This window comes from Variovorax sp. Soil_C_26 (genome assembly GCF_057657075.1).
On sequence record NZ_JBDGJC010000003.1, the window covers coordinates 594,217 to 618,828 of the forward strand.

General features: G+C 66.3%; 16 protein-coding genes. 6 read left to right on the forward strand and 10 right to left on the reverse strand.

Features of this window, described 5'->3' with window-relative positions; all coding sequences use genetic code 11:
• Positions 1 to 4: 4 nt before the first annotated feature.
• The 5 genes from lpdA (AC3A6G_RS12285) to AC3A6G_RS12305 all read right to left on the reverse strand — a co-directional run bounded on the left by lpdA (AC3A6G_RS12285) (position 5) and on the right by AC3A6G_RS12305 (position 8,432).
• The gene (gene lpdA / locus AC3A6G_RS12285; RefSeq protein ID WP_487873718.1) at positions 5 to 1,435 is read right to left on the reverse strand and encodes a dihydrolipoyl dehydrogenase; all 1,431 of its coding nucleotides are present in this window, start codon (positions 1,433 to 1,435) and stop codon (positions 5 to 7) included.
• A 15-nt stretch (positions 1,436 to 1,450) separates the two neighbouring features.
• Complete coding sequence (gene odhB / locus AC3A6G_RS12290) at positions 1,451 to 2,722, reverse strand: 2-oxoglutarate dehydrogenase complex dihydrolipoyllysine-residue succinyltransferase (RefSeq protein WP_487873719.1); 1,272 nt, start codon at positions 2,720 to 2,722, stop codon at positions 1,451 to 1,453.
• Between the two features lie 67 nt (positions 2,723 to 2,789).
• The gene (locus AC3A6G_RS12295) at positions 2,790 to 5,666 is read right to left on the reverse strand and encodes a 2-oxoglutarate dehydrogenase E1 component (protein ID WP_487858803.1); all 2,877 of its coding nucleotides are present in this window, start codon (positions 5,664 to 5,666) and stop codon (positions 2,790 to 2,792) included.
• A 179-nt stretch (positions 5,667 to 5,845) separates the two neighbouring features.
• A complete protein-coding gene (locus AC3A6G_RS12300) occupies positions 5,846 to 7,759 on the reverse strand; it encodes a propionate--CoA ligase (RefSeq protein WP_487873720.1) in 1,914 nt (637 codons plus the stop codon).
• Positions 7,760 to 7,829: 70 nt separating this feature from the next.
• Positions 7,830 to 8,432: an isochorismatase family protein gene (locus tag AC3A6G_RS12305; RefSeq protein ID WP_487858801.1), complete on the reverse strand. Its 603-nt coding sequence runs from the start codon at positions 8,430 to 8,432 to the stop codon at positions 7,830 to 7,832.
• Positions 8,433 to 8,527: 95 nt separating this feature from the next.
• Between AC3A6G_RS12305 and AC3A6G_RS12310 the strand changes: the two genes are divergently transcribed.
• Positions 8,528 to 9,322, forward strand: a complete 795-nt coding sequence (locus AC3A6G_RS12310) for an alpha/beta hydrolase family protein (RefSeq protein WP_487873721.1) — start codon at positions 8,528 to 8,530, stop codon at positions 9,320 to 9,322.
• A gap of 13 nt (positions 9,323 to 9,335) precedes the next feature.
• Here AC3A6G_RS12310 and AC3A6G_RS12315 read toward each other — a convergent pair whose 3' ends face one another.
• On the reverse strand, positions 9,336 to 10,466 hold the full coding sequence (locus AC3A6G_RS12315) for a PQQ-dependent sugar dehydrogenase (protein WP_487863717.1): 1,131 nt from the start codon (positions 10,464 to 10,466) through the stop codon (positions 9,336 to 9,338).
• A gap of 241 nt (positions 10,467 to 10,707) precedes the next feature.
• On the opposite strand from AC3A6G_RS12315, the gene AC3A6G_RS12320 reads away from it, so the two are divergent.
• Positions 10,708 to 11,274 carry a C40 family peptidase gene (locus AC3A6G_RS12320; protein WP_487858798.1) on the forward strand — a complete coding sequence of 189 codons (567 nt, stop codon included), beginning with the start codon at positions 10,708 to 10,710 and terminating at the stop codon, positions 11,272 to 11,274.
• Positions 11,275 to 11,362: 88 nt separating this feature from the next.
• Here AC3A6G_RS12320 and lpdA (AC3A6G_RS12325) read toward each other — a convergent pair whose 3' ends face one another.
• The 4 genes from lpdA (AC3A6G_RS12325) to aceE are packed head-to-tail and all read right to left on the reverse strand — an operon-like array spanning position 11,363 to position 18,218.
• On the reverse strand, positions 11,363 to 13,192 hold the full coding sequence (lpdA, locus tag AC3A6G_RS12325; protein ID WP_487863715.1) for a dihydrolipoyl dehydrogenase: 1,830 nt from the start codon (positions 13,190 to 13,192) through the stop codon (positions 11,363 to 11,365).
• Positions 13,189 to 13,785 (reverse strand): MFS transporter, encoded by a 597-nt coding sequence (locus AC3A6G_RS12330; RefSeq protein ID WP_487863714.1) that lies wholly within the window; start codon positions 13,783 to 13,785, stop codon positions 13,189 to 13,191. Before AC3A6G_RS12330 ends, lpdA (AC3A6G_RS12325) begins: the two co-directional genes overlap by 4 nt.
• Positions 13,782 to 15,464: a dihydrolipoyllysine-residue acetyltransferase gene (gene aceF / locus AC3A6G_RS12335; protein ID WP_487873722.1), complete on the reverse strand. Its 1,683-nt coding sequence runs from the start codon at positions 15,462 to 15,464 to the stop codon at positions 13,782 to 13,784. Before aceF ends, AC3A6G_RS12330 begins: the two co-directional genes overlap by 4 nt.
• Before the next feature lie 39 nt (positions 15,465 to 15,503).
• The gene (gene aceE / locus AC3A6G_RS12340; RefSeq protein ID WP_487863712.1) at positions 15,504 to 18,218 is read right to left on the reverse strand and encodes a pyruvate dehydrogenase (acetyl-transferring), homodimeric type; all 2,715 of its coding nucleotides are present in this window, start codon (positions 18,216 to 18,218) and stop codon (positions 15,504 to 15,506) included.
• A gap of 206 nt (positions 18,219 to 18,424) precedes the next feature.
• Here aceE and AC3A6G_RS12345 point away from each other — a divergent pair, with 206 nt between their 5' ends.
• From AC3A6G_RS12345 to AC3A6G_RS12360, 4 genes are all read left to right on the forward strand, one after another.
• A complete protein-coding gene (locus AC3A6G_RS12345; protein ID WP_487863711.1) occupies positions 18,425 to 20,965 on the forward strand; it encodes a PAS domain-containing sensor histidine kinase in 2,541 nt (846 codons plus the stop codon).
• Positions 20,962 to 21,594, forward strand: a complete 633-nt coding sequence (locus tag AC3A6G_RS12350) for a response regulator transcription factor (protein WP_487858792.1) — start codon at positions 20,962 to 20,964, stop codon at positions 21,592 to 21,594. The genes AC3A6G_RS12345 and AC3A6G_RS12350 overlap by 4 nt, the downstream gene beginning before the upstream one ends.
• A gap of 75 nt (positions 21,595 to 21,669) precedes the next feature.
• Positions 21,670 to 22,521 carry a bifunctional methylenetetrahydrofolate dehydrogenase/methenyltetrahydrofolate cyclohydrolase FolD gene (gene folD / locus AC3A6G_RS12355; RefSeq protein ID WP_487873723.1) on the forward strand — a complete coding sequence of 284 codons (852 nt, stop codon included), beginning with the start codon at positions 21,670 to 21,672 and terminating at the stop codon, positions 22,519 to 22,521.
• Positions 22,522 to 22,528: 7 nt separating this feature from the next.
• Positions 22,529 to 24,589 carry a M3 family metallopeptidase gene (locus AC3A6G_RS12360; protein ID WP_487858790.1) on the forward strand — a complete coding sequence of 687 codons (2,061 nt, stop codon included), beginning with the start codon at positions 22,529 to 22,531 and terminating at the stop codon, positions 24,587 to 24,589.
• Positions 24,590 to 24,612 lie beyond the last annotated feature (23 nt).

The window sequence follows — 24,612 nt, forward strand, 5'->3', positions numbered from 1 at the left end:
CGCGTCAGAAGTTGAGCGTGCGCTTGTCCACCGCCAATGCGGCTTCCTTGGTGGCTTCCGACAGCGAGGGGTGCGCATGGCAGATGCGCGCGATGTCCTCGGCGCTGGCCTTGAATTCCATCGCCACCACGGCTTCGGAGATCAGCTCGCTCGCTTGCGGGCCGACGATGTGCACGCCGAGGATCTCGTCCGTGGCCGCGTCGGCCAGGAACTTGACCATGCCGGTCGTGTCGCCGAGTGCGCGCGCGCGGCCGTTCGCAAGGAACGGGAAGGTACCGGCCTTGTAGGCGCGCCCCGCGGCCTTGAGCTGCTGCTCGGTCTGGCCGACCCACGCGATCTCGGGGCTGGTGTAGATCACCCACGGGACCGTGTTGAAGTTGACGTGGCCGTGCTGCCCCGCGATGCGCTCCGCCACGGCAACGCCCTCTTCCTCGGCCTTGTGCGCGAGCATCGGGCCACGCACCACGTCGCCGATGGCCCAGACGTTGGGCAGGCTGGTCTTGCAGTCGTCGTCCACGGCAATCGCGCCACGTTCGTCGAGCTTCAGGCCCACCGCTTCGGCGTTGAGGCCGATGGTGTTGGGCACGCGGCCGATCGAGACGATCAGCTTGTCGACTTCGAGCGTCTGGGCTTCGCCCTTGGCATTGGTCCAGGCCACGCTCACGCCCTTCTTGGACGTCTTGATCTCGCCGACCTTGACGCCGAGTTCGATCTTGAGCTTCTGCTTGTCGAAGGCCTTCTTGGCTTCCTTGGCGATCTGCTCGTCGACCGCGCCGAGGAAGGTCGGCAACGCTTCGAGCACCGTGACTTCGGCGCCCAGGCGGCGCCACACCGAGCCCATCTCGAGGCCAATGACGCCCGAGCCGATCAGGCCCAGCTTCTTGGGCACGGCGCCGATGCGCAGTGCGCCGTCGTTCGAGAGGATGTTCTCCTCGTCGAACGGCGCACCCGGCAGCGCGCGGGCGTTGGAGCCCGTGGCCAGGACGATGTGCTTGCCACTGATCGATTCCTCGGCGGCGCCAGCGACCTTGATCTCGTAGCCGGCGTCGTCCGCTTTCACGAACGAGCCGCGGCCGTGGAAGAACGTGATCTTGTTCTTCTTGAACAGGTACAGGATGCCGTCGTTGTTCTGCTTCACGACCTGGTCCTTGCGGGCCAGCATCTTGTCGATGTCCAGGCCCAGGCCCTCGACCTTGATGCCATGGTCGGCGAAGTGGTGGCCGGCCTGCTCGTAGTGCTCCGACGATTGCAGCAGCGCCTTCGAGGGAATGCAGCCGACGTTGGTGCAGGTTCCGCCCGGTGCGGGGCCGCCCTTGCCGTTCTTCCACTCGTCGATGCAGGCCACGTTGAAGCCGAGCTGGGCCGCACGGATCGCGGCGATGTAGCCGCCGGGGCCGCCGCCGATGACGACGACGTCGAATTGCTTGTTTGCCATCTGGTTCGTCCCCAATCAGATGTCGAACAGGAGGCGCGACGGATCTTCGAGCGCTTCCTTCATGGCGACCAGGCCCAGCACGGCTTCGCGGCCGTCGATGATGCGGTGGTCGTAGCTCATGGCGAGATAGTTCATCGGGCGGATGACGATCTGGCCGTTCTCCACCACCGCGCGGTCCTTGGTCGCGTGCACGCCGAGGATGGCCGACTGCGGCGGGTTGATGATCGGGGTCGACAGCATCGAGCCGAAGGTGCCGCCGTTCGAGATCGAGAACGTGCCGCCGGTCATCTCCTCGATGCCGAGCTTGCCCTCCTGGGCCTTCTTGCCGTACTCGGCGATCTTCTTCTCGATGTCGGCGAAGCTCATCTGGTCGGCGTTGCGCAGGATCGGCACCACCAGGCCGCGCGGCGAACCGACGGCAATGCCGATGTCGAAGTAGCCGTGGTACAGGATGTCGTTGCCGTCCACCGACGCATTGATCACCGGGTACTTCTTGAGCGCATGGACCGCGGCCTTCACGAAGAAGCTCATGAAGCCGAGCTTCACGCCGTGTTCCTTGGTGAAGCTGTCCTGGAAGCGCTTGCGCAGTTCCATGACAGGCGCCATGTTGACCTCGTTGAAGGTCGTGAGGATCGCGTTGGTCGACTGCGACTGCAGCAGGCGTTCGGCGATGCGCGCGCGCAGGCGGCTCATCGGCACGCGCTGCTCGGGGCGTTCGCCCAGGTCGGGCGCGCCGGCCGGTGGCGCGACCTGCGGCAGCGCTGGCTTGGCGGCCGGCGTGGGGATGGCGGCAGCGGCCGCGGGCTTGGCGCCCGAAGCCACGGCGCCGAGCACGTCGCCCTTGGTGACGCGGCCGTCCTTGCCGGTGCCGGCCACGTCGCTGGTCTTCAGGTTGTTGTCGGCCAGCAGCTTGGCTGCGGCCGGCATGGCGACGTCGGACTTGGCGCCACCGGTGGCGGCTGCGGCCGCGGCGGGTGCCGGAGCGGCAGCCGCCGGTGCGGCCGCCGGAGCGGCTGCAGCGGCAGGTGCCGCAGCGCTGGCCTTGCCCTCGGTGTCGATCTTCGCGATCACCTGTTCGGCGACCACGGTGGCGCCGTCGGGCTGCACGATCTCGGCCAGCACGCCGGCGGAGGGTGCGGGCACTTCGAGCACGACCTTGTCGGTCTCGATCTCGATCAGGATTTCATCGACAGCGACGGCTTCGCCGGCCTTCTTCTTCCAGGTGAGCATGGTGGCTTCGGCCACGGATTCGGAAAGCTGGGGGACTTTGACTTCTACGATGGACATTTGGAGTGAGCTCCGTTTTGTTCTTCAGGGTGTTCGTTTGAAAGGAGGCTTGGCGTATTGGCGACTGCTACTTGGTCAGCACGAAGCCCTTGAGCTTGCCGAACGCGCCATCGACGAGCGCCTTCTGCTGTTCCTGGTGCAGGTGCGAGTAACCGACGGCGGGCGACGCCGAAGCGGCGCGGCCGGAGTAGCCGAGCTTCTGGCCTTCCTGCATGTTCTCGTGGATGTAGTGCTGCACGAAGAACCAGGCGCCCTGGTTCTGCGGCTCGTCCTGGCACCAGACCACGTCGACGAGGTTCGGGTACTTCTTGATCTCCGCGGCAAACACCTTGTGCGGGAACGGATAGAGCTGCTCGACGCGCACGATCGCCACGTCCTCGTCGCCGCGCTCTTCGCGCTTCTTGGCGAGGTCGTAGTAGACCTTGCCCGAGCAGGCGATCAGGCGCTTGACCTTCTCGGCCTTCAAGGCCTTGTTGTCCGGGATCACGGTCTGGAAGCTGCCCTTGGTGAACTCGGACAGCGGCGACGTCGCGTCCTTGTTCCGCAGCAGCGACTTCGGCGTCATGATGATCAGCGGCTTGCGCAGGCTGCGCACCATCTGGCGGCGCAGCACGTGGAAGATCTGGCTGGCCGTGGTCGGTTGCACCACCTGCATGTTGATGTCGGCCGACAGCTGCATGAAGCGCTCGAGGCGCGCCGAGCTGTGCTCGGGGCCCTGGCCCTCGTAGCCGTGCGGCAGCATCATCGTGAGGCCGTTGACACGGCCCCACTTCACTTCGCCCGAGGCGATGAACTGGTCGATCACCACCTGGGCGCCATTCACGAAGTCGCCGAACTGGGCTTCCCAGATGACGAGCGTGTTCGGGTCGTTCGAGGCATAGCCATACTCGAATGCGAGCACAGCCTCTTCCGAGAGGATGGAGTCGATGACGACGAACGGAGCCTGGTTTTCAGCCACGTTCTGCAGGGGCGTGTAGGTGCCTTCGTCGAACTTCTCGCGGTTCTGGTCGTGCAGCACGGCATGGCGGTGCGTGAACGTTCCGCGGCCCGAGTCTTCACCCGACAGGCGCACCGGATATCCGCTGGCCACCAGCGAGGCATAGGCCATGTGTTCGCCCATGCCCCAATCGACGTTCACCTCGCCGCGGCCCATCGCGGCGCGGTCGTCGAGCACCTTCTTCACGAGCGGATGCACCGTAAAGCCTTCGGGCACGGTCGTGATTTTTTCTGCCAGCCGCTTCCACTCGGTGGTCGGAATCGCGGTGTCGGAGGCGTCGGTCCACTTCTTGTTGAGGTACGGGCTCCAGTCGACGGCGTACTTGCTCTTGAAGTTCGTGAGCACCGGGTCGACCGTGTTGCGGCCTTCGTCGAAGGCGGCGCGCTGGGCCTTGACCATGTCGTCGCCGAGCGTGTCGCCGAGGCCCTGCGTGGCCAGCTTGTCGGCGTACAGCCTGCGCGTGCCGGGGTGCTGCGCGATCTTCTTGTACATGAGCGGCTGCGTGAGCGACGGCGTGTCCTGCTCGTTGTGGCCGAGCTTGCGGAAGCAGATGATGTCGACCACCACGTCCTTCTGGAACTCCATGCGGAATTCGAGGGCGAGCTGGGTCGCGAGCACCACGGCTTCGGGATCGTCGCCGTTCACGTGCAGCACCGGCGCCTCGATCATCTTGACGATGTCCGAGCAGTACAGCGTCGAGCGGCTGTCGCGCGGGTCGCTGGTGGTGAAGCCGATCTGGTTGTTGATGACGATGTGCACCGTGCCGCCGGTGAAGTAGCCGCGCGTCTCGGCCAGCGCCAGCGTCTCCATCACGACGCCCTGGCCCGCGAAGGCTGCGTCACCGTGCACCAGCACGGGCAGCACCTGCTTGCCCTGCGGGTCGGCGCGGCGGTCCATGCGGGCGCGAACCGAACCCTCGACCACCGGGTTCACGATCTCGAGGTGCGAAGGGTTGAACGCGAGGCTCAGGTGGACCGGGCCGCCGGGGGTGGTCACGTCGGAGCTGAAGCCCTGGTGGTACTTCACGTCGCCGCTCGGCAAGTCTTCGGGCGCGGTGTGGTCGAACTCGGCGAACAGGTCGGCCGGCATCTTGCCGAGCGAGTTCACCAGCACGTTGAGGCGGCCGCGGTGGGCCATGCCGATGACGATTTCCTGCACGCCGCGGATACCGGCCTGGTTGATCAGCTCGTCCATCGAGACGATGAAGCTCTCGCCGCCTTCGAGCGAGAAGCGCTTCTGGCCGACGTACTTTGTGTGCAGGAAGCGCTCGAGGCCTTCGGCGGCCGTCAGGCGGTTGAGCACGTGCTTCTTCTGCTCGGTCGTGAGCTGCGGGTTGGTGCGCGCGCTCTCGAGCTTCTGCTGCCACCAACGCTTGTGGTTCTGGTCGGTGGTGTACATGTACTCGGCGCCCATCGTGCCGCAGTACGTTTCGCGCAAGGCATTGAGCAGGTCGCGCAGCGACATGGTCTCCTTGCCGAAGAAGGTATTGCTGGTGTTGAACACCGTCTCGAGGTCGGCATCGGTGAAGCCGTAGAACGAGGGTTCGAGCTCCGGAATCGCTGGGCGCTCGGCGCGCTTGAGCGGATCGAGGTCGGCCCAGCGGGCGCCGACGTTGCGGTAGGCGGCGATGAGCTGCTGGACGGCGGTGCGCTTGCGGCCGAGCTCGGAGTCGGCACCGCTCGCCTGCACGACCTTGGTCGTGCCCTGCTTGGCGCGTTCGGCAAAGGCGTTGACGACCGGCAGGTGCGGCACGTCGCGCGTGTTGGAGCCATCGACGGCGGGCACGTTCTGCAGCGCGTCGAAGTAGGTGCGCCAGTTGTCGGGAACGCTTCCGGGATTGGAAAGATAGTTCTCGTACATCTCTTCGACATACGGCGCGTTGCCGCCGAAGAGGTACGTGTTGCCCTGATACGCGGCGTACGCCGAGGGCTTGGAGGAATCGCTCATGATCCGCTGACCTTCGCTTCCCTGCAGGAAGCATTAGCTGGTTGAGAAACCTTCCGCGACACGGCTGAACCGGTTGGCGGATGCGACTGTGGCTGGGGAAGGGCCTGAGTACTTGGGCATTGTGCCACGTTCACCCTGTGACGGTGTGGCGCGGCGGCACAAGGGCCGGTGTTCGACGCTCAGTAAAGGGAAAGTGACTGCCGGATCTGCCGCAGCGTCGCGGGGTCGTCCATGGTGGTCAGGTCGCCGGGATCGCGCTGCTCGCAGACGGCCTGGATGGCGCGCCGCAGCAATTTGCCGCTGCGGGTCTTGGGCAGCCCGCCCACGAAGCGCACCCGGGCTGGTCGCGCCAGGGCGCCGAGCTGGTCGGCGACCCGCTTCATGATCTCGCCCTCGAGCTTCAGCGCCGCATCGGCATCGGCCAGCGCGGCGCCCTCCCGCGGCACGACAAAGGCCATCGCGACCTGGCCCTTGAGCGTGTCGGCCACGCCCACCACCGCCACCTCGGCCACGCCCGGGTGGCCGGAAATGCTTTCCTCGATCTCGCGCGTGCCCAGGCGATGGCCCGCCACGTTGATCACGTCGTCGGTACGCCCGAGGATGTAGAAGTAGCCGTCCTCGTCGCGAATGCCCCAGTCGAAGGTCGAATAGACCATCCGGCCGGGCACGCTCTTCCAGTAGGTGTCGACAAAGCGCGCGTCGTCCCGCCACACCGTCTGCATGAAGCCAGGCGGCGTCGGGCCTTCGATGACCACCACGCCCTTCTGGTTGGCGCCGGTGAGTTCCTCGCCGGTCGCTTCGTGCAGGATCTTCACGTTGTAGCCGTACATCGGCACGCCGGGGCTGCCCAACTTGCTCGGCTTGCGCTCCACGCCGTTGGCGATCGTGATGATCGGCCAGCCCGATTCGGTCTGCCAGTAGTTGTCGATGATCGGCACGCCGAGGCCCTCGCCGATCCAGCGGCCCGTGGGCTCGTCGAGCGGTTCGCCCGCGAGGAACAACGCGCGCAGGCTCGACAGGTCATGGGCCTTCAGCAGCGCCGGGTCCTGCCTCTTCAGCACGCGCACCGCGGTGGGCGCGCTGAACATCACCGTCACGCGGTATTTTTCGACCAGTCGCCACCAGATGCCGCCGTCGGGCTGCCGGTCGATGCCCTGCGTCGGCAGGCCTTCGTACATGAGGGTCGCCATGCCGGCGATGAGCGGGCCGTAGACGATGTAGCTGTGGCCCACCACCCAGCCGATGTCGCTGGTGCAGAAGTAGGTTTCGCCGGCGCGGCCGTCGAAGATGTGCTTCATGCTCGCCGCGAGCGCCACGGCATAGCCGCCCACGTCGCGCTGCACGCCCTTGGGCCGGCCGGTCGTTCCGCTGGTGTAGATGGTGTAGCTGATGTCGGTGGCGGGGAGCCATGCGCAGGGCACCTCGGCGTCGAGGTGCTTCTGCCGCAGTTCGCTCGCGAGATGGTCGCGGCCGGCGGTCAGTGCCATGGGCGCCAGGCCGCGGTCGGTCAGCAGCACGGCGGCGGGCTTGTGCGTCGACAGGCGGATCGCCTCGTCGAGCAGCGGCTTGTACGCAATGACCTTGCCGCCGCGCGATCCCGCGTCGGCGCTGACGATCACCTTGGGTTCGGCATCCTCGATGCGCGAGGCCAGCGATCCGCTCGCGAAACCGCCGAACACCACGCAGTGGATGGCGCCGATGCGCGAGCAGGCCAGCATCGCGAATGCTGCCTCCGGGATCATCGGCATGTAGATCAGCACGCGGTCGCCCTTTTCGACCCCGAGCTCGACCAGGCTGGCGGCCGTGCGCTGCACCTCGGCGTGCAGTTCGCTGAAGCTGTAGCTTCTTTCGGTGCCGGTCTCGGTCGAGACGAAGATCAACGCGGGCTGGTCGCCGCGCGCGGCCAGGTGGCGGTCGACCGCGTTGTGGCAGAGGTTGGTGGTGCCGCCGACGAACCAGCGTGCGAACGGCGGCTCGCTCGCGTCGAGCACCTGCTCTGGGGGCGCGTGCCAGTCGATCAGCTTCGCCTGCTCGGCCCAGAACGCCTCGGGCGCCTCGATGGACTGGCGATGGAACTCTTCGTAGCGGCTCATCTGCATGTCTCCTGTGAATCTCGCGGCTTCGATTCTGGTTGCCAGCGCCTTTGCCGGCCCCGCGACCGGGTCAGCGGATCAGCGCAAGCAGTTCGGGAAAGGCCGGGTGTTCCGCGGTGCGCAGCCACTCGAACCCGACCATCTCGGTGGTCACGAGCTCGGCGCCCGCGCCTGCCAGCCGGTCGAATGCGGCATCGCGGTTGCGCTCGGTGCGCGAGCTGCAGGCATCGGTCACGACCCAGACCTCGAACTCATCCTCGAGCAGGTCGAGCGCGGTCTGCAGCAAGCAGACGTGCGCCTCACAGCCCGCAATCACGATGCTGTTGCGCTCTTCGGCGCCGGCGGCCGGTTTCTGCAGATGCTTGGGCAGGCTGCGGGCATTGCCCTGCGGCGCCTTGGCCGGCGCGCGCAGCCATTCGCCGAGCCCCTCTTCGACGCCGCTGAAGTGCATCTTCGACAGCGTGCGCTGGCACAGCGCGCGCAGCGCTGGCAGGTTTTCGCCCAGCTTCGAGGGATTGTGTTCGGTGCCCCATGCGGGCACGCCGAGCAGCCGTGCCATCTTGCCGAGGCGAACCGCGTTCTGCGCCACGGCATCGGCCTCGAAGATCGCCGGCATCAGCTGGGCCTGATAGTCGACCAGCACGAGTTGGGATTGCGAGGCGTCGAGCAGCATGGAACGGGAACTTTCAGAAAAAGAATGGCGTTGGATCGGCGTGACCGTACCACCGAAAACAGCGCGCCGGCGAGCGGCCCTCTAGACTCCGGCGGATGCAGATTCTCGCGCCCGGTCGCCTTGTTTCGATTTTGAGCCTTTGCGCGGCACTCGTGCTGGCCGGCTGCGGCGGCCTGCGCCCGTCCAGGGTGCCGCTAGCCGCCACACTCGAGAAGAGCCGTTGCACGGCCCGGGCCGATACGCTGATGGTGCTCCTGCCCGGCGCGTACTCGAGCCCCGACGAATTCGTGCGCGAGGGCTTCATCGAGGCATTGAACGACAACCGGCTGGCGGTCGATGCGATGCGGGTCGACGCGCACCTGGGCTACTACAACGATCGGAGCATTCTCGAGCGGCTCGAGAAAGACATCATGGCGCCGGCGCGCGCGGGCGGCTACAAGGCCATCTGGATCGTCGGCATCTCGGTCGGCGGCTTCGGCGGCCTGCTCTACGCGCAGACCCATCAAGGAGAACTCGCAGGCCTCGTGACGATCGCGCCCTACCTCGGCGAGCGCACGCTGGCCGCGGACATCGCCAATGCCGGCGGCCTGGTGCGATGGACCGGCCCCTTGGGCGCTGGGCCCGGCAGCGATCCGCGGCGGCCGAACGAAAGCCAGTTGTGGCAGTGGCTGCGCGGGTACGCGGGCCATACCGCTACCTTCGGCGCCCGTCCGCCGCTCTACCTGGGCTACGGCACCGACGATCGCTTCGCCTTCAGCCACCGGCTGCTCGCCGCGGCGTTGCCGCAAGAGCGCGTGTTCACCACCGAGGGCGGCCACGACTGGCCCGAATGGATTCGGCTCTGGCGCCGGATGCTGCCGACCTTGCCGCTGCCGGGCTGCCCCGGCTGAAGGCCGCGCGAGGTCAGTTGGGCCGCAGCCGCAGCAGCTTGCCGTCCGCTTCGTCGGTCAGCACATAGAGCCAGCCGTCGGGCCCCTGCTTCACATCGCGGATGCGCGCGGTGCGATCGGCGAGCAGCTTGTGCTCGGCCACCACCTTGCCGTCCTTCAGTTCGATACGGTCGAGGTAGCCGAACTTGAGCGAGCCGACGAACAGGTTGCCTTTCCACGCGGCGCCGTAGCGGTCGCTGGTCAGGAACGCCATGCCCGAGGGCGCGATCGAGGGCACCCAGTAGTGCAGCGGCTGCTCCATGCCCTGGCGGGAGGTGACGCCCTCGCCGATCTTCCCGCCGCCATAGTTCTCGCCGTAGGTGATCACCGGCCAGCCGTGGTTGCGGCCGGCCTGCGGCACATTGATCTCGTCGCCGCCCTGGGGGCCGTGCTCGGTCATCCACAAGCGGCCGTCCGGCGCGAGAGCCGCGCCCTGGGCGTTGCGGTGCCCATAGCTCCAGATTTCGGGCAGCGCGCCCGCCCGGCCCACGAAGGGGTTGTCCTTCGGCGCGGCGCCGTCCTTGGCGATGCGCACGATCTTGCCAATGTGGTTGTCGAGCTTCTGGGCATCGTCCATGCGGCTGTAGCGGTCGCCGAGCGTGAGGAACAGTGTGCCGTCGCGCGCCTCCACGATGCGGCAGCCGAAATGGCTGCGGCTCGCCACCTTGGGCTTTTGGCTGAAGAGGATGCGCAGGTTTTCGATCCGCGTGCCGTCTTCGGCCAGGCGGGCACTGGCAAGCGCGGTGCTGTTGGCCGAGCCGCCGGGCTCGGGCTCGGAGAAGCAGAAGTACAGCGTGCGGTTCCGCTCGAAGGCCGAATCTGCCAGCACGTCGAGCAAGCCGCCCTGGCCGCCTGCCGCGATGGCCGGCAGCCCGTTGACCGGCGGGCCGATCTTGCCGTCGGCGGCGATCAGCCGGAGCCGGCCCGGACGCTCGGTGACCAGATAGCGGCCATCGGGCAGGAAGGCCACGCCCCAAGGGTTCTGCAGCCCCGTCGATATGGTTTCGGGACGTATCTGGGCTGTGGCGGCAAAACAAATACCCAGGATTGCCGTGGCCGCGCAGCGCAAGGCCGCACGGCGCAGGGCGCGAAGTTGGAAGTTCATGTCATTTCCCCACAGTTCAGGGCATCTTCGGACCGAATACGGCTTTGATCCAGCATGTTGGCCAATTCACGGTGTCCGCGAGGGCCTTTTGAAATGCAATCACTTATGGAGCATAAGCGTTCACTGTTACATCTTTTCTTTGAGTCATTCGAAAATCTTCAAACAAATCAACGGTTTGTGGACACATTCCCGAATCGGGGTTAAGTTGACATAACCGCGCGTCATCCATATCCTACGCGCCATGCGTTTTTTCGTCCTACCCGCTTCCCTCCTGTTTGCCGTTGCCGTCCAGGCCGCTCCTCAACAGGATCGATCCGATGACGAACTGGCCCGGCTTCTGGCCGACAAGGGCCTGCTCGGCCAGCTCCAGCAAGTTCGCCAGACCGTCGCCGAACGCACCTCCGACCTCGTCGTGACCGCCATCGGTTTCCTGGGCGTGCCTTACCGCCGCGGCGGCAACACCGCGGAATCCGGCTTCGATTGCAGCGGCTTCGTCCGCGCGATGTACAACCAGACGCTCGGCCATGTGCTGCCGCGCCGCGCTGAAGAACAGGCCGCCGCCACCGAGAAGATCGACCGCAGCCAGCTCAAGCCCGGCGACCTGGTCTTCTTCAACACCATGCGCCGCGCCTTCAGCCACGTCGGCATCTATGTCGGCGAGGGCAAGTTCATCCATTCGCCGCGTACCGGCGCCCAGGTGCGCGTGGAAGACATGAACGGCAGCTACTGGAGCCGCCGCTTCGACGGCGCGCGCCGCGTGCTGGCCGGCGCCGCGCCGACCGACGAGATCAAGAGCATGGGCAACTGAGCCTCCTGGCCGCCAACAAACAAAAAATCCCGCCTCGGCGGGATTTTTTTGTGCCCGCTTCGATCGTTCGAAGCGGTGCAGGAGGCGCTCAGGCCTTCTTCTGCGGCGGTATGTCGGTGCAGGTACCGTGCGCCACCTCCGCCGCCATGCCGATGCTCTCGCCCAGAGTGGGGTGCGGATGAATGGTCTTGCCGATGTCGACCTCGTCGGCGCCCATCTCGATCGCGAGCGCGATCTCCCCGATCATGTCGCCCGCATGCGTGCCCACGATGCCGCCGCCCACGATGCGGTGCGTCTCGGCATCGAACAGCAGCTTGGTGAAGCCCTCGTCGCGGCCGTTGGCGATCGCGCGGCCCGAGGCGTTCCACGGGAACAGGCCCTTCTTGACCTTCACGCCCTCGGCCTTGGCCTGGTCTTCGGTGAGGCCCACCCACGCCACCTCGGGGTCGGTGTAGGCCACGCTCGGGATCACGCGGGCATTGAAGGCGGCGCTCGCGAGCTCCTTGTCGCCCTGCTGCTCGCCCGCGATGACTTCGGCCGCCACATGCGCCTCGTGCACCGCCTTGTGCGCGAGCATCGGCTGGCCCACGATGTCGCCGATCGCGAAGATGTGCGGCACGTTGGTGCGCATCTGGATGTCGACCGGGATGAAGCCGCGGTCACTCACCGCGACGCCCGCCTTCTCGGCGCCGATCTTCTTGCCATTGGGGCTGCGGCCCACGGCCTGCAGCACCAGGTCGTAGACCTGCGGCTCCTTGGGTGCGTTCTCGCCCTCGAAGCTCACCTTGATGCCGTCTTTCGTGGCCTCGGCACCGACCGTCTTGGTCTTGAGCATGATGTTGTCGAAGCGCGGCGCATTCATCTTCTGCCAGACCTTGACGAGGTCGCGGTCGGCGCCCTGCATCAGGCCGTCGAGCATCTCGACCACGTCGAGCCGCGCGCCGAGCGAGGAATAGACCGTTCCCATCTCCAGCCCGATGATCCCGCCGCCCAGGATCAGCATGCGCTTGGGCTCGGTGCCGAGCTCGAGCGCGCCCGTGGAATCGACCACGCGCGGGTCCTTCGGCATGAAGGGCAGGCTCACGGCCTGCGAGCCCGCCGCGATGATGGCGTTGCGGAACTTGACGGTCTGCTTCTTGCCCGTCGTCTCCCAGCTGGTGCCCGCGCTTTCCTCGACCTCGATGTGGTGCGGATCGACGAAGTTGCCGACGCCGCGCAGCACCGTCACCTTGCGCATCTTGGCCATCGCCGCGAGACCGCCGGTGAGCTTGCCCACCACCTTGTTCTTGTGGCCGAGCAGCTTGGCGCGATCGATCGTGGGCGCGCCGAAGCTCACGCCGAGGTCGGCGAAGTGCTTGACCTCGTCCATCACCGCCGCGACGTGCAGCAGCGCCTTCGACGGGATGCAGCCGACGTTCAGGCACACGCCGCCGAGCGTCGCATAGCGTTCGACCAGCATCACCTTGAGGCCCAGGTCGGCCGCACGGAAGGCAGCCGAATAGCCGCCGGGACCGGCACCGAGCACGACGACGTCGCACTCGACGTCGACCTTGCCGCCGTAGGCCGAAGCCGGCGCGGGCTTGCTCCCTCCCCCGCTGGGGGAGGGTTGGGGTGGGGGCACGGCGGCGCTGGCGGGCGCCGCTGCAGGTGCCGCAGCGGCCGGCGCGGACGCCGCGGCGCCTTCGGCCTCGAGCACCAGCACGACCGAGCCTTCCTTGACCTTATCGCCCACCTTGATGGCGATCGACTTCACGACGCCGGCCGCCGACGAGGGAATCTCCATCGAGGCCTTGTCCGATTCGACCGTGATGAGCGACTGCTCGGCCTTGACCGTGTCGCCGACGTTGACGAGCACCTCGATCACCGCGACTTCGTCGAAGTCGCCGATGTCGGGCACCTTGATTTGTTGTTCGCTCATTTGGACACTTTCAGTTTGAGTGTGAGAACGTCGACCGGTGGGGCCGAATTGCGATCGAATTCGCAGGCGGCGGCGATCCCCGCCTCCGCCACGTCGCGCGCGTTGCTGCGCGACTTGCCGTCCCAGGCCGCGTGCATGGCACCGAGCGCAAAGCTGCGCCCCGAGCCGATGGCCCAGAACTGCTTGAACTCGAACACCTCGCGGTAGCTGTAGATGCCGTAGATGCCGCTCTGGTTGGCCATCAGCATCGTGAACTGGCTCGATTCGTACGGCTCGTGGTCGTCTTCCTTGGTCTGCATGAAGAACGAGTCCTTGAGCACCGGATGCAGCAGCGTGAAGGTGCGGAAGATCTCGTGCTTGCTGCCGAACAGCAGCGCCTCGCGCGGCTGCGCGGCCAGCGCATGCTGCAGCACCAGAAAGTGCGCGGCAGCACCGGCCACGGCGAAGAGGCTCTGCCCCGCTGCGTCTTCCACGGAGAAGATCTTCTGGTTCGCCTCGGACCGGTGCGAGAGCCGCGTGTCGCCGAAGGTCACCAGCGAATCGGCCGCCATGGCGACCTGGCCGCCCTTGCGCACGGCCACCACGGTGGTCATAGCAGGATTCGACGGTAGTCCGCGAGCACCTGGCCGAGGTAGGCATTGAAGCGCGCGGCCAGGGCGCCGTCGATCACGCGGTGGTCGTACGACAGCGACAGCGGCAGCGTGAGCCGCGGCACGAACTGCTTGCCGTCCCACACCGGCTTCATCGCGCTCTTCGAGAGGCCGAGGATGGCCACCTCGGGCGCGTTGATGATCGGCGTGAAATGCGTGCCGCCGATGCCGCCGAGCGAGCTGATCGAGAAGCAGCCGCCCTGCATGTCGGCCGAGCCGAGCTTGCCGTCGCGCGCCTTCTTGGCGAGTTCGCCCATCTCCGCGCTGATCTGCAGGATGCCCTTTTTGTCCGCATCCTTGAGCACCGGCACCACGAGCCCGTTGGGCGTGTCGGCCGCGAAGCCGATGTTGTAGTACTGCTTGTAGACGAGTTGCTCGCCGTCGAGGCTGGCATTGAAGTCGGGGAATTTCTTCAGCGCCGCGACCACGGCCTTGATCACGAAGGCGAGCATCGTGACCTTGACGCCCGACTTCTCGTTCTCCTTGTTGGTGGAGACGCGGAAGGCCTCGAGCTCGGTGATGTCGGCCTCGTCGTTGTTGGTGACGTGCGGGATCATCACCCAGTTGCGGTGCAGGTTGGCGCCGCTGAGCTTCTTGATGCGCGACAGGTCCTTGCGCTCGACCGCGCCAAACTTCGCGAAGTCGACCTTCGGCCACGGGATGAGCCCGAGCGCCGCGCCGTCCGCTGATGCGCCGCCGGCCGGCGCCTTGGCCGACCCGGCCTTGGTGCTGGCCTGTCCGCTCATCACGGCCTTGGTGAAGTTCTGGACGTCTTCCTGCGTGATGCGGCCCTTCGGGCCCGAACCCTTGACCTCTTCGAGCGGTACGCCGAGTTCGCGCGCGAACTTGCGCACCGAAGGCGAGGCATGCGGCAGGTTGCCCTTGGGCGCCGTGGTGGGATCGTGCGGCGCGGCGGCGGCCGCGGGGGGCGCTGCGGCAGGCGCAGAAGCCGGCGCAGGTGCCGCCGGCGCGCTTGCGCTCGCCGCGGCCGGTGCTGCGGCGGCCTGGGCCTGGGCGGGCGCCGGTGCAGCGGCACCCGAGGCGCCCTCGAGCACCGCGATCAGGTCGCCGATGTTGACGGTATCGCCCACCTTGACCTTGAGTTCCTTGAGCACGCCGGCCGCCGACGACGGAATCTCCATCGAGGCCTTGTCCGACTCCACCGTGATCAGCGACTGGTCCGCGGCGATCGTGTCGCCGGGCTTGACCAGAAGCTCGACGACCGAGACGTCCTTGAAGTCGCCGATGTCGGGGACCTTGACCTCGACCGGGCCCGAAGCCGCGGGCGCGCCGGCCGGGGCCGGTGCTGCGGCGACCGGGGCCGGTGCTTCGGCTGCGGCCGCGGGGGCCGGCGCAGGTGCAGCTTCCGCGGCAGCGCCCGCCGCCTCGGCCTCGAGCACGAGGACCACCGAGCCCTCCTTCACCTTGGCGCCGACATCGACCTTGATCTCCTTCACGACGCCGGCGCTCGATGACGGGATCTCCATCGAGGCCTTGTCCGATTCCACCGTGATGAGCGACTGCTCGGCCTTGACCGTGTCGCCCACCTTCACGAGCACCTCGATCACCGCGACTTCATCGAAATCGCCGATGTCCGGCACCTTGACTTCCACTGCTGCCATGTTGTGTGTCTCCCGCCGCAAAGGCGTTCGTGGTTGTTGTTACGCGTAGAGCGGGTTGATCTTGTCGGCGTTGATGCCGTACTTCTTGATCGCCTCGGCCACCTTGGCGACCGGCACGGTGCCGTCCTCGGAAAGTGCCTTGAGCGCCGCCACCACGATGTAGTGGCGATTGATCTCGAAGTGCTCGCGCAGCTTGTTGCGGAAGTCGCTGCGGCCGAAGCCGTCGGTGCCCAGCACCTTGTAGGTGCGGCCCTTCGGGATGAAGGGGCGGATCTGCTCGGCGTAGGCCTTCATGTAGTCGGTCGATGCCACGACGGGGCCGGTGGTGGCCGAGAGCTGCTCGGCCACGAACGGCACGCGCGGGGTTTCGGTCGGGTGCAGCAGGTTCCAGCGGTCGGCGTCCTGGCCGTCGCGCGTCAACTCGTTGAAGCTCGGGCAGCTCCACACCGAGGCCGAAACGCCCCAGTCCTTTTCGAGCAGTTCCTGCGCGAAGAAGCTCTCGCGCAGGATGCTGCCGCTGCCGAGCAGCTGCACGGTGGGCGCCTTCGCCTTGAGTGCCGGACCCTGCTTCGACAGGTACATGCCCTTGATGATCTGTTCCTCGGTGCCGGGCTGGAGTCCGGGCATCGGGTAGTTCTCGTTGAGCAGCGTGAGGTAATAGAACACGTTGTCCTGGCGCTCGACCATGCGCTTCAGGCCGTGGTGCAGGATCACGCCCACTTCGTGCGAGAAGGTGGGGTCGTAGCTCACGCAGTTCGGGATCGTGTTCGCGAGGATGTGGCTGTGGCCGTCCTCGTGCTGCAGGCCTTCGCCGTTCAGCGTGGTGCGCCCCGAGGTGCCGCCGAGCAGGAAGCCGCGCGCCTGCATGTCGCCCGCCGCCCAGGCCAGGTCGCCGACGCGCTGGAAGCCGAACATCGAGTAATACACGTAGAACGGCACCATGATGCGGTTGTTGGTGCTGTACGAGGTGGCCGCCGCGATCCAGCTCGACATGCCGCCGGCTTCGTTGATGCCCTCCTGCAGGATCTGGCCGGCCTTGTCTTCCTTGTAGTACATGACCTGGTCCTTGTCGACCGGGGTGTACTGCTGGCCTGCGGGGTTGTAGATGCCGATCTGGCGGAACAACCCCTCCATGCCGAAGGTGCGCGCCTCGTCGACCAGGATCGGCACCACGCGCGGGCCGAGCGCCTTGTCGCGCAGCAGCTGCGTGAGAAAGCGCACATAGGCCTGCGTGGTCGAGATCTCCCGGCCTTCGGCCGTCGGCTCGATCACCGACTTGAAGGTCTCGAGCGAAGGCACCGTGAAGCTCTCTTCCGCCTTGGTGCGGCGGTGGGGCAGGTAGCCGCCGAGGGCCTTGCGGCGCTCGTGCAGGTACTTCATCTCGGGCGTGTCGTCGGCCGGCTTGTAGAACGGCAGGTCGGCAATCTGACTGTCCGGGATCGGGATGTTGAAGCGGTCGCGGAAGGCCATGATGTCCTCGTCGCTGAGCTTCTTGGTCTGGTGGACGTTGTTCTTGCCCTCGCCGATCTTGCCCATGCCGAAGCCCTTGACCGTCTTGATCAGCAGCACCGTCGGCTGACCCTTGTGCTTCACGGCGGCGTCGAACGCGGCATAGACCTTCTGCGAATCGTGGCCGCCGCGGCGCAACTGCCAGATGTCGTCGTCGCTCATCTTCGAGACCATCTCGAGCGTGCGCGGATCGCGGCCGAAGAAGTGCTTGCGAACGTAGGCGCCGTCGTTGGCCTTGAAGGCCTGGTAGTCACCGTCGTTGGTCTCCATCATGATCTTGCGCAAGGCACCCTCCTTGTCGCGCGCGATCAGCGGATCCCAGCCGCTGCCCCAGATCAGCTTGAGGACGTTCCAGCCCGAACCGCGGAATTCGCCTTCCAGCTCCTGGATGATCTTGCCGTTGCCGCGCACCGGGCCGTCCAGGCGCTGCAGGTTGCAGTTGATCACGAAGATAAGGTTGTCGAGCTTCTCGCGCGCCGCCAGGCCGATGGCCCCCATCGACTCGACCTCGTCCATCTCGCCGTCGCCGCAGAACACCCAGACCTTGCGGTTCTCGGTATTGGCGATGCCGCGCGCGTGCAGGTACTTGAGGAAGCGCGCCTGGTAGATCGCCATCAGCGGGCCGAGGCCCATCGACACGGTGGGGAACTGCCAGAACTCGGGCATCAGCTTCGGATGCGGATAGCTAGACAGGCCGTTGCCGTCGACTTCCTGGCGGAAGTTGAGCAGTTGCTCCTCGGTCAGGCGGCCTTCGAGGTAGGCGCGCGCATAGATGCCGGGCGACACGTGGCCCTGGATATAGAGACAGTCGCCGCCGTGGTTCTCGCTCTCGGCGTGCCAGAAATGGTTGAAGCCGGCACCGAACATGTTGGCCAGCGAGGCGAAGGAGCCGATGTGGCCGCCGAGGTCGCCGCCTTCGGCCGGATGGTGGCGGTTGGCCTTGACCACCATCGCCATGGCATTCCAGCGCATGTAGGCGCGCAGGCGCTCCTCGATCTCGAGGTTGCCGGGGCAGCGCTCTTCCTGGTCGGGTTCGAGCGTGTTGACGTAGGCAGTGTTGGCCGAGAACGGCTTGTCGATGCTGTGCTGACGCGCATGCTCCAGCAGCTGTTCCAGCAGGAAGTGCGCCCGCTCGGGCCCCTCGCTCTGAATCACGGAGGACAGGGCATCCATCCATTCACGGGTTTCCTGGGCGTCCGCGTCGTTCGCGGCCGAACCGAACAGGTTCTCGGGATTTGCCGACATGCTTGTCTCTCCTATAAGGGCTGTGGCTGTAATTTAGTGCGCTGGGGCGCCGAACGCGGCGGAGTTTCGCATAGAAATACTTAGATTTCAAATGGCGCATGATGATTTCTTAATGTGATATTTCATCAACGAACTTGGCCTGATCGTCGGCGTCGAAATCAATGTCACCGAATCTTTTCCGCGCCCTGTACACCTAAACTCGGAAGATGCCCTTTTCCTCTCCGCTCGCGGCCGCCCGCAGCGCCGCGAACGTGCCGATCCTGTCCTGGTGGCGGCGCTGGTGGCGGCGCCAGACACCAGTGCTGCAGGACTCGGTCGCCATGCTCGCGCCGATCGCGGCGGTGCTGTTGTTCCTGGCGGCGATCGTGTCGGCGTTCTGGTATCTGCGCACCGAAGAAATCGAGCGCGAGCAGGAGTCGGTGCGGCGCGACGTCGAGTACGCCCAGCAGCGCATGCGCCTGCGCCTGCTCGAGCGGCAGGAACAACTGATGCGCCTGGCGCGCGACGCCTCCAACCGCGAGATCGATCCGGTCGAATTCGCGAGCCGCGCCGAGTCGCTGGTGAGCCAGTTTCCCGAGTTGCAATCCGTGGCCTGGATCGACGACCGGCGCCGCTTCAAGGCCGGCTATTCGGCACCCAGCGTCCACCCCGCGCAGCAGCACCTGATCGGCGACGTGCTGCGCCCGGGCGAGATCGAGAGCAACTACGCGCTTGCCCGCGAACTGCGGCAGCCGGTGTTCTCGCAGCCCGTGGCCGGCGGCGATCCGACAGCGATGCTGCAGTTGCACATCCCGCTGTTCGACCAGGGCCTCTTCGCGGGCGTGGTGCTCGGCGAATTCTCGGTCGACGGCCTGCTGCGCTACGGCATGCCGTCGGAGGTGCAGGCGCGCTATGCGGTGTCGCTGCTCGACTCCAAGGGCAGCGTGCTGGCCGGCAACACAGCGAACCTGCGCGAAGGCGGCACGCGGCTGCTGCCATGGCCCGAGCGAACCAACGAATATGAAGTGCCGGTGTCGCCCGTGGGCAATGCGCTGGTGCTGCGGGCCCAGGCCTACCGTACGTCACAGGGGGTGGTCGGCAATGGCCTGTTCTGGCTGGTCTGCGCACTCAGCGTGCTGACGAGCTGGATGCTGATCGGCACCTGGCGCCACACCCGCAGGCGCCAGCAGGCGCAGCAGCGGCTGGTCGCCGAAACCAATTTCCGCCGTGCCATGGAGAACTCGATGCTCACCGGCATGCGGGTGCTCGACCTGCAGGGGCGCATCACGTACGTGAATGCCGCCTTCTGCGCGATGACGGGCTGGAGCGAAGCCGAACTGGTCGGCCAGTCGCCCCCCTTCCCTTACTGGCTCGAATCGGACCGCGAGGTGATGAACGAACGGCTCGAGGAAGAGCTGCACGGCCGCGCGCTGCCCGGCGGCTTCCAGGTGCGCGTGAAGCGCAAGAACGGCAGCGTGTTCAATGCGCGGCTCTACGTGTCGCCGCTGATCGACGCGCGCGGCCACCAGACGGGCTGGATGACCTCGATGACCGACATCACCGAGCCGACCCGCATCCGCGAGCAGCTCTCGGCCTCGTACGAGCGCTTCACCACGGTGCTGGAGGCGCTCGATGCCGCGGTCTCGGTCGCGCCGATCGGCAGCGAGGAGCTGCTGTTCGCCAACAAGCTGTACCGCCTCTGGTTCGGTTCCGACACCGTGGGCCATCTCGGCATGGTGGCGCAGGCCGGCGTGCCGGCATCGAATGCGCACGACGAGGGCCTCGACGACGTCGACCCCTACGCCGGCCTGCCGATCGACACGCTGACCGCGGCACAGACCGCCAACAACGAGATCTTCGTGCCGCACCTGGGCAAGTGGCTCGAAGTGCGCTCGCGTTACCTGACCTGGGTCGACGGCCGGCTGGCCCAGCTGGTGATCGCCACCGACATCACGCCGCGGCGCGATGCCGAGGAGCAGGCCGCGGCGCAGGCCGACCGCGCGCAGGCCGCGAGCCGGCTGATCACGATGGGCGAAATGGCGTCGAGCGTGGCGCACGAGCTCAACCAGCCGCTCACGGCCATCACCAACTACTGCAACGGCATGATGTCGCGGATCAAGGGACAGGCGATCGACACCGAGGCGCTGCTCGCGGCACTGGAGAAGACCTCCAAGCAGGCGCAGCGTGCCGGCCAGATCATCCAGCGCATCCGCTCCTTCGTGAAGCGCAGCGAACCCAACCGCACACCCTCCGACGTGTCCACCATGGTCGGCGAAGCGGTCGAGCTTGCGGGCATCGAGCTCCGGCGGCGCAACGTGCGGCTTAACCACTATGTGGCCGCGCGGCTGCCGGTGGTGCAGGTGGACCCGATCCTGATCGAGCAGGTGCTGGTCAATCTGCTGAAGAACGCGGCCGAGTCGATCGACATCGCCGAGCGTCCGCTCGCGCGGCGCAGCGTCGAACTGCGCGTGCTGCCCAAGATGATCGAAGGCCAGAATGCGATCGAGTTCTCGGTGCAGGACACGGGCAAGGGCCTCGCGCCCGAGGTGATGGAACGGCTCTACGAGGCCTTCTTCTCCACCAAGCCCGAGGGCATGGGCATCGGGCTGAATCTCTGCCGAACCATCGTCGAGTCGCACCGCGGCCGGATGCAGGCGGAGAACATCTACAATGGCCCGGATGTGATCGGATGCCGTTTTTCCTTCTGGATTCCGGTGTTGGACGCTACCAGTTCGGTAGCAAGCGACGAGACAAAGGTACCTGCATGAGTTTGATTCCGAAGAAGGGCACTGTCTATGTCGTCGACGACGACGAGGCCGTGCGAGATTCGCTGCAATGGCTTCTCGAAGGCAAGGACTACAGAGTGCGGTGTTTCGATTCCGCCGAATCCTTCCTTTCGCGCTACGACCCGCGTGAAGTCGCCTGCCTGATCGTCGACATCCGCATGGCGGGCATGACGGGCCTCGAGCTGCAAGACCGGCTGATCGAGCGCCGCTCGCCACTGCCGATCGTGGTCATCACCGGCCACGGCGACGTGCCGATGGCGGTCGACAGCATGAAGAAGGGCGCGATGGATTTCATCCAGAAGCCCTTCAACGACGAAGAGCTCGTCGGGCTCGTCGAGCGCATGCTCGAGCATGCGCGCGGCGCCTTCACGCAGCACCAGCAGTCGGCCAGCCGCGACGCGCTGCTGTCCAAGCTCACCGGCCGCGAGGCGCAGGTGCTCGAGCGCATCGTCGCGGGCCGGCTCAACAAGCAGATCGCCGACGACCTGGGCATCAGCATCAAGACCGTCGAGGCGCACCGCGCCAACATCATGGAAAAGCTCAACGCCAATACCGTGGCCGATCTGCTCAAGATCGCGCTCGGTCAGGCGGCCCCTGCGGCCAAAGCGTAGAACTATTCGCGCGATAGCGACGAACGACCCCCACGCCTGCGCAAGCGGGCGTTTTTAATTGGAAAATCGAAACCGATGACCGCCCAGCTGATCGACGGCAACGCCCTCGCCCAAACCATTCGCGCCGAAGTCGCCGACCGTACTGCCGCGCTCAAGGCCCGGGGCGTGAACCCGGCCCTGTCCATCATTCTCGTGGGCGAAGACCCTGCGAGCCAGGTCTACACCAAGCACAAGGTCAACGACAGCATGCAGACCGGCCTCGCGGCCACGCTCGAGACCTACCCCGCCGACCTCAGCGAAGCCGACCTGCTGGCGCGCATCCGCGCCCTCAACGACGACCCGAAGGTGCACGGCATCCTTGTGCAGCTGCCGCTTCCGAAGCACATGGACAGCCAGAAAGTCATCGAGACGATCTCGCCCGCCAAGGACGTCGACGGCTTCCACGTCGCGAGCGCCGGTGCGCTGATGACCGGTGCGCCGGGCTTCTGGCCCTGCACGCCGTACGGCTGCATGAAGATGCTCGAATCGATCGGCTGCGACCTGCGCGGCAAGCATGCGGTGGTGATCGGCCGCAGCAACATCGTCGGCAAGCCGATGGCCATGATGCTGCTCGCGAAGAGCGCCACCGTGACCATCTGCCACAGCGCCACGCAAGACCTCGGCGCCATCACGCGGCAGGCCGATGTGATCGTCGCGGCCGTGGGCAAGCGCAACCTGCTGACCGCCGACATGGTGAAGCCCGGAGCCGTCGTGATCGACGTGGGCATGAACCGAAAGGAAGACGGCAAGCTCGCCGGCGACGTCGATTTCGACGGCGTGAAGGATGTGGCCGGCTGGATCACGCCCGTGCCCGGCGGCGTAGGCCCGATGACGCGCGCCATGCTGCTTGCGAACACCCTTGAAGCCGCCGAACGCGCCGCCAAGTAAGGACGACATGACGAATCCGCTTCTCGACTTCACCGACCTGCCACTGTTCGACCGCATCCGCCCCGAGCATGTCGCGCCCGCCATCGACACCTTGCTGGCCGATGCCGAAAACGCACTGCAGACAGTGACCGCCGCCGATTTCCCGGCCGACTGGAACGCCATCTCGAAGGTGCTCGATGTCGCGTCGGAACGCTTCAGCCGCGCCTGGGGCGCCGTGGGCCACCTCAATGCCGTGGCCGACACGCCCGAACTGCGCGCCGCCTACAACGAGGCGATGCCACGCGTGACCGCGTTCTGGACCCGCCTGGGTTCCGACGAGCGCCTCTACGCAAAGTACAAAGCGATCGACCCTGCGACGCTGAACCCCGAGCAGCGCCAGGCCCATCGCAACGCGGTGCGCAACTTCGTGCTCGGCGGCGCCGAGCTGCAGGGTGAGGCCAAGAAGCGCTTCGCCGAGATCCAGGAGCGCCAGGCCGAGCTGAGTCAGAAGTTCAGCGAGAACGCGCTCGACGCGACGGATGCGTTTTCTTACTACGCGTCGTTCGGCGAGCTCGAAGGCGTACCCGAAGACGTGGTAAGCGCCGCCCGTGCGGCCGCCGAGTCCGAAGGCAAGGACGGCTACAAGCTTACGCTCAAGATGCCCTGCTACCTGCCGGTGATGCAATTCGCCAAGAGCAGCGCGCTGCGAGAGACGCTCTACCGCGCCTATGTCACGCGCGCCAGCGAACTCGGCGACCCGGCCTTCGACAACACCACGCTGATCAACGAAATCCTCGCGCTTCGCGAAGAAGAGGCGAAGCTCCTGGGCTACGAGAATTTCGGCGAGCTCTCGGTCGTGCCGAAAATGGCCGATTCGCCGGAGCAGGTCATCAAGTTCCTGCGCGACCTGGCGGCCAAGGCCAAGCCCTATGGCGAGCGCGACCTGGCCGACCTGCGTGTCTTCGCGTCGGAACAGCTCGGCATCGCCGATCCGCAGCCCTGGGACTGGACCTTTGTCGGCGAGAAGCTCAAGGAAGCGCGCTATGCCTTCAGCGAGCAGGAGGTCAAGCAGTACTTCCCGGCGCCGAAGGTGATGGCCGGCCTTTTCAAGATCGTCGAGACGCTGTTCGAAGTGACGATCCGCCGCGACAGTGCGCCCACCTGGCACCCGAGCGTCGAGTTCTACCGCATCGAGCGGCAGACACCCCAAGGCGCGCAGAAGGTCGGGCAGTTCTATCTCGACCCCTCGGCACGCGCTGCCAAGCGCGGCGGCGCCTGGATGGACGACGTGCGCGCGCGCTGGCTGCGCCCCGACGGCGGCGAATTGCAGACGCCGGTGGCGCAACTCGTGTGCAACTTCGCGAGCGGCGTCGACGGCAAGCCGCCGCTGCTCACGCACGACGACGTGACCACCCTCTTCCATGAATTCGGCCATGGCCTACACCACATGCTGACCCAGGTGAACGAGCGCGACGTCTCGGGCATCAGCGGCGTCGAGTGGGATGCCGTCGAACTGCCGAGCCAGTTCATGGAGAACTTCTGCTGGGAGTGGGACGTGCTCAAACACATGACGGCCCACGTCGACACCGGCGAGCCGCTGCCGCGCGCACTGTTCGACAAGATGACCGCGGCCAAGAACTTCCAGAGCGGGCTGCAGACGCTGCGCCAGATCGAGTTCTCGCTGTTCGACATGCTGCTGCACACCGAATACCAGGCTGGCGCCGCAGCGGCCGACGGCGTGCTCGCGCTGCTTGCCGAAGTGCGCCGCGAAGTGGCGGTCATGCCCTCGCCTGCGTTCAGCCGCACGCCCAACACCTTCAGCCACATCTTCTCGGGCGGCTATGCGGCCGGCTACTACAGCTACAAGTGGGCCGAGGTGCTGAGCGCCGACGCGTATGCCGCCTTCGAAGAGACCATGGGCGCCGATGGCCAGCCCGACATCGAGACCGGACGCCGCTACCGCCAGGCGATCCTTGAGGCAGGCGGCAGCCGAAGCGCTATGGATTCGTTCAAGGCCTTCCGCGGCCGCGAGCCCCAGCTCGACGCGCTGCTGCGACACCAGGGCATGGCGCAGGCCGAACCCGCTTGATGCGCGGCTGAAGCTTGAGATAC

Coding starts and splice junctions, on each gene's coding strand:
- lpdA (WP_487873718.1), bottom strand. CDS start 1,435: ATGGCAAACAAGCAATTCGACGTCGTCGTCATCGGCGGCGGCCCCGGC.
- odhB (WP_487873719.1), bottom strand. CDS start 2,722: ATGTCCATCGTAGAAGTCAAAGTCCCCCAGCTTTCCGAATCCGTGGCC.
- AC3A6G_RS12295 (WP_487858803.1), bottom strand. CDS start 5,666: ATGAGCGATTCCTCCAAGCCCTCGGCGTACGCCGCGTATCAGGGCAAC.
- AC3A6G_RS12300 (WP_487873720.1), bottom strand. CDS start 7,759: ATGAGCCGCTACGAAGAGTTCCATCGCCAGTCCATCGAGGCGCCCGAG.
- AC3A6G_RS12305 (WP_487858801.1), bottom strand. CDS start 8,432: ATGCTGCTCGACGCCTCGCAATCCCAACTCGTGCTGGTCGACTATCAG.
- AC3A6G_RS12310 (WP_487873721.1), top strand. CDS start 8,528: ATGCAGATTCTCGCGCCCGGTCGCCTTGTTTCGATTTTGAGCCTTTGC.
- AC3A6G_RS12315 (WP_487863717.1), bottom strand. CDS start 10,466: ATGAACTTCCAACTTCGCGCCCTGCGCCGTGCGGCCTTGCGCTGCGCG.
- AC3A6G_RS12320 (WP_487858798.1), top strand. CDS start 10,708: ATGCGTTTTTTCGTCCTACCCGCTTCCCTCCTGTTTGCCGTTGCCGTC.
- lpdA (WP_487863715.1), bottom strand. CDS start 13,192: ATGAGCGAACAACAAATCAAGGTGCCCGACATCGGCGACTTCGACGAA.
- AC3A6G_RS12330 (WP_487863714.1), bottom strand. CDS start 13,785: ATGACCACCGTGGTGGCCGTGCGCAAGGGCGGCCAGGTCGCCATGGCG.
- aceF (WP_487873722.1), bottom strand. CDS start 15,464: ATGGCAGCAGTGGAAGTCAAGGTGCCGGACATCGGCGATTTCGATGAA.
- aceE (WP_487863712.1), bottom strand. CDS start 18,218: ATGTCGGCAAATCCCGAGAACCTGTTCGGTTCGGCCGCGAACGACGCG.
- AC3A6G_RS12345 (WP_487863711.1), top strand. CDS start 18,425: ATGCCCTTTTCCTCTCCGCTCGCGGCCGCCCGCAGCGCCGCGAACGTG.
- AC3A6G_RS12350 (WP_487858792.1), top strand. CDS start 20,962: ATGAGTTTGATTCCGAAGAAGGGCACTGTCTATGTCGTCGACGACGAC.
- folD (WP_487873723.1), top strand. CDS start 21,670: ATGACCGCCCAGCTGATCGACGGCAACGCCCTCGCCCAAACCATTCGC.
- AC3A6G_RS12360 (WP_487858790.1), top strand. CDS start 22,529: ATGACGAATCCGCTTCTCGACTTCACCGACCTGCCACTGTTCGACCGC.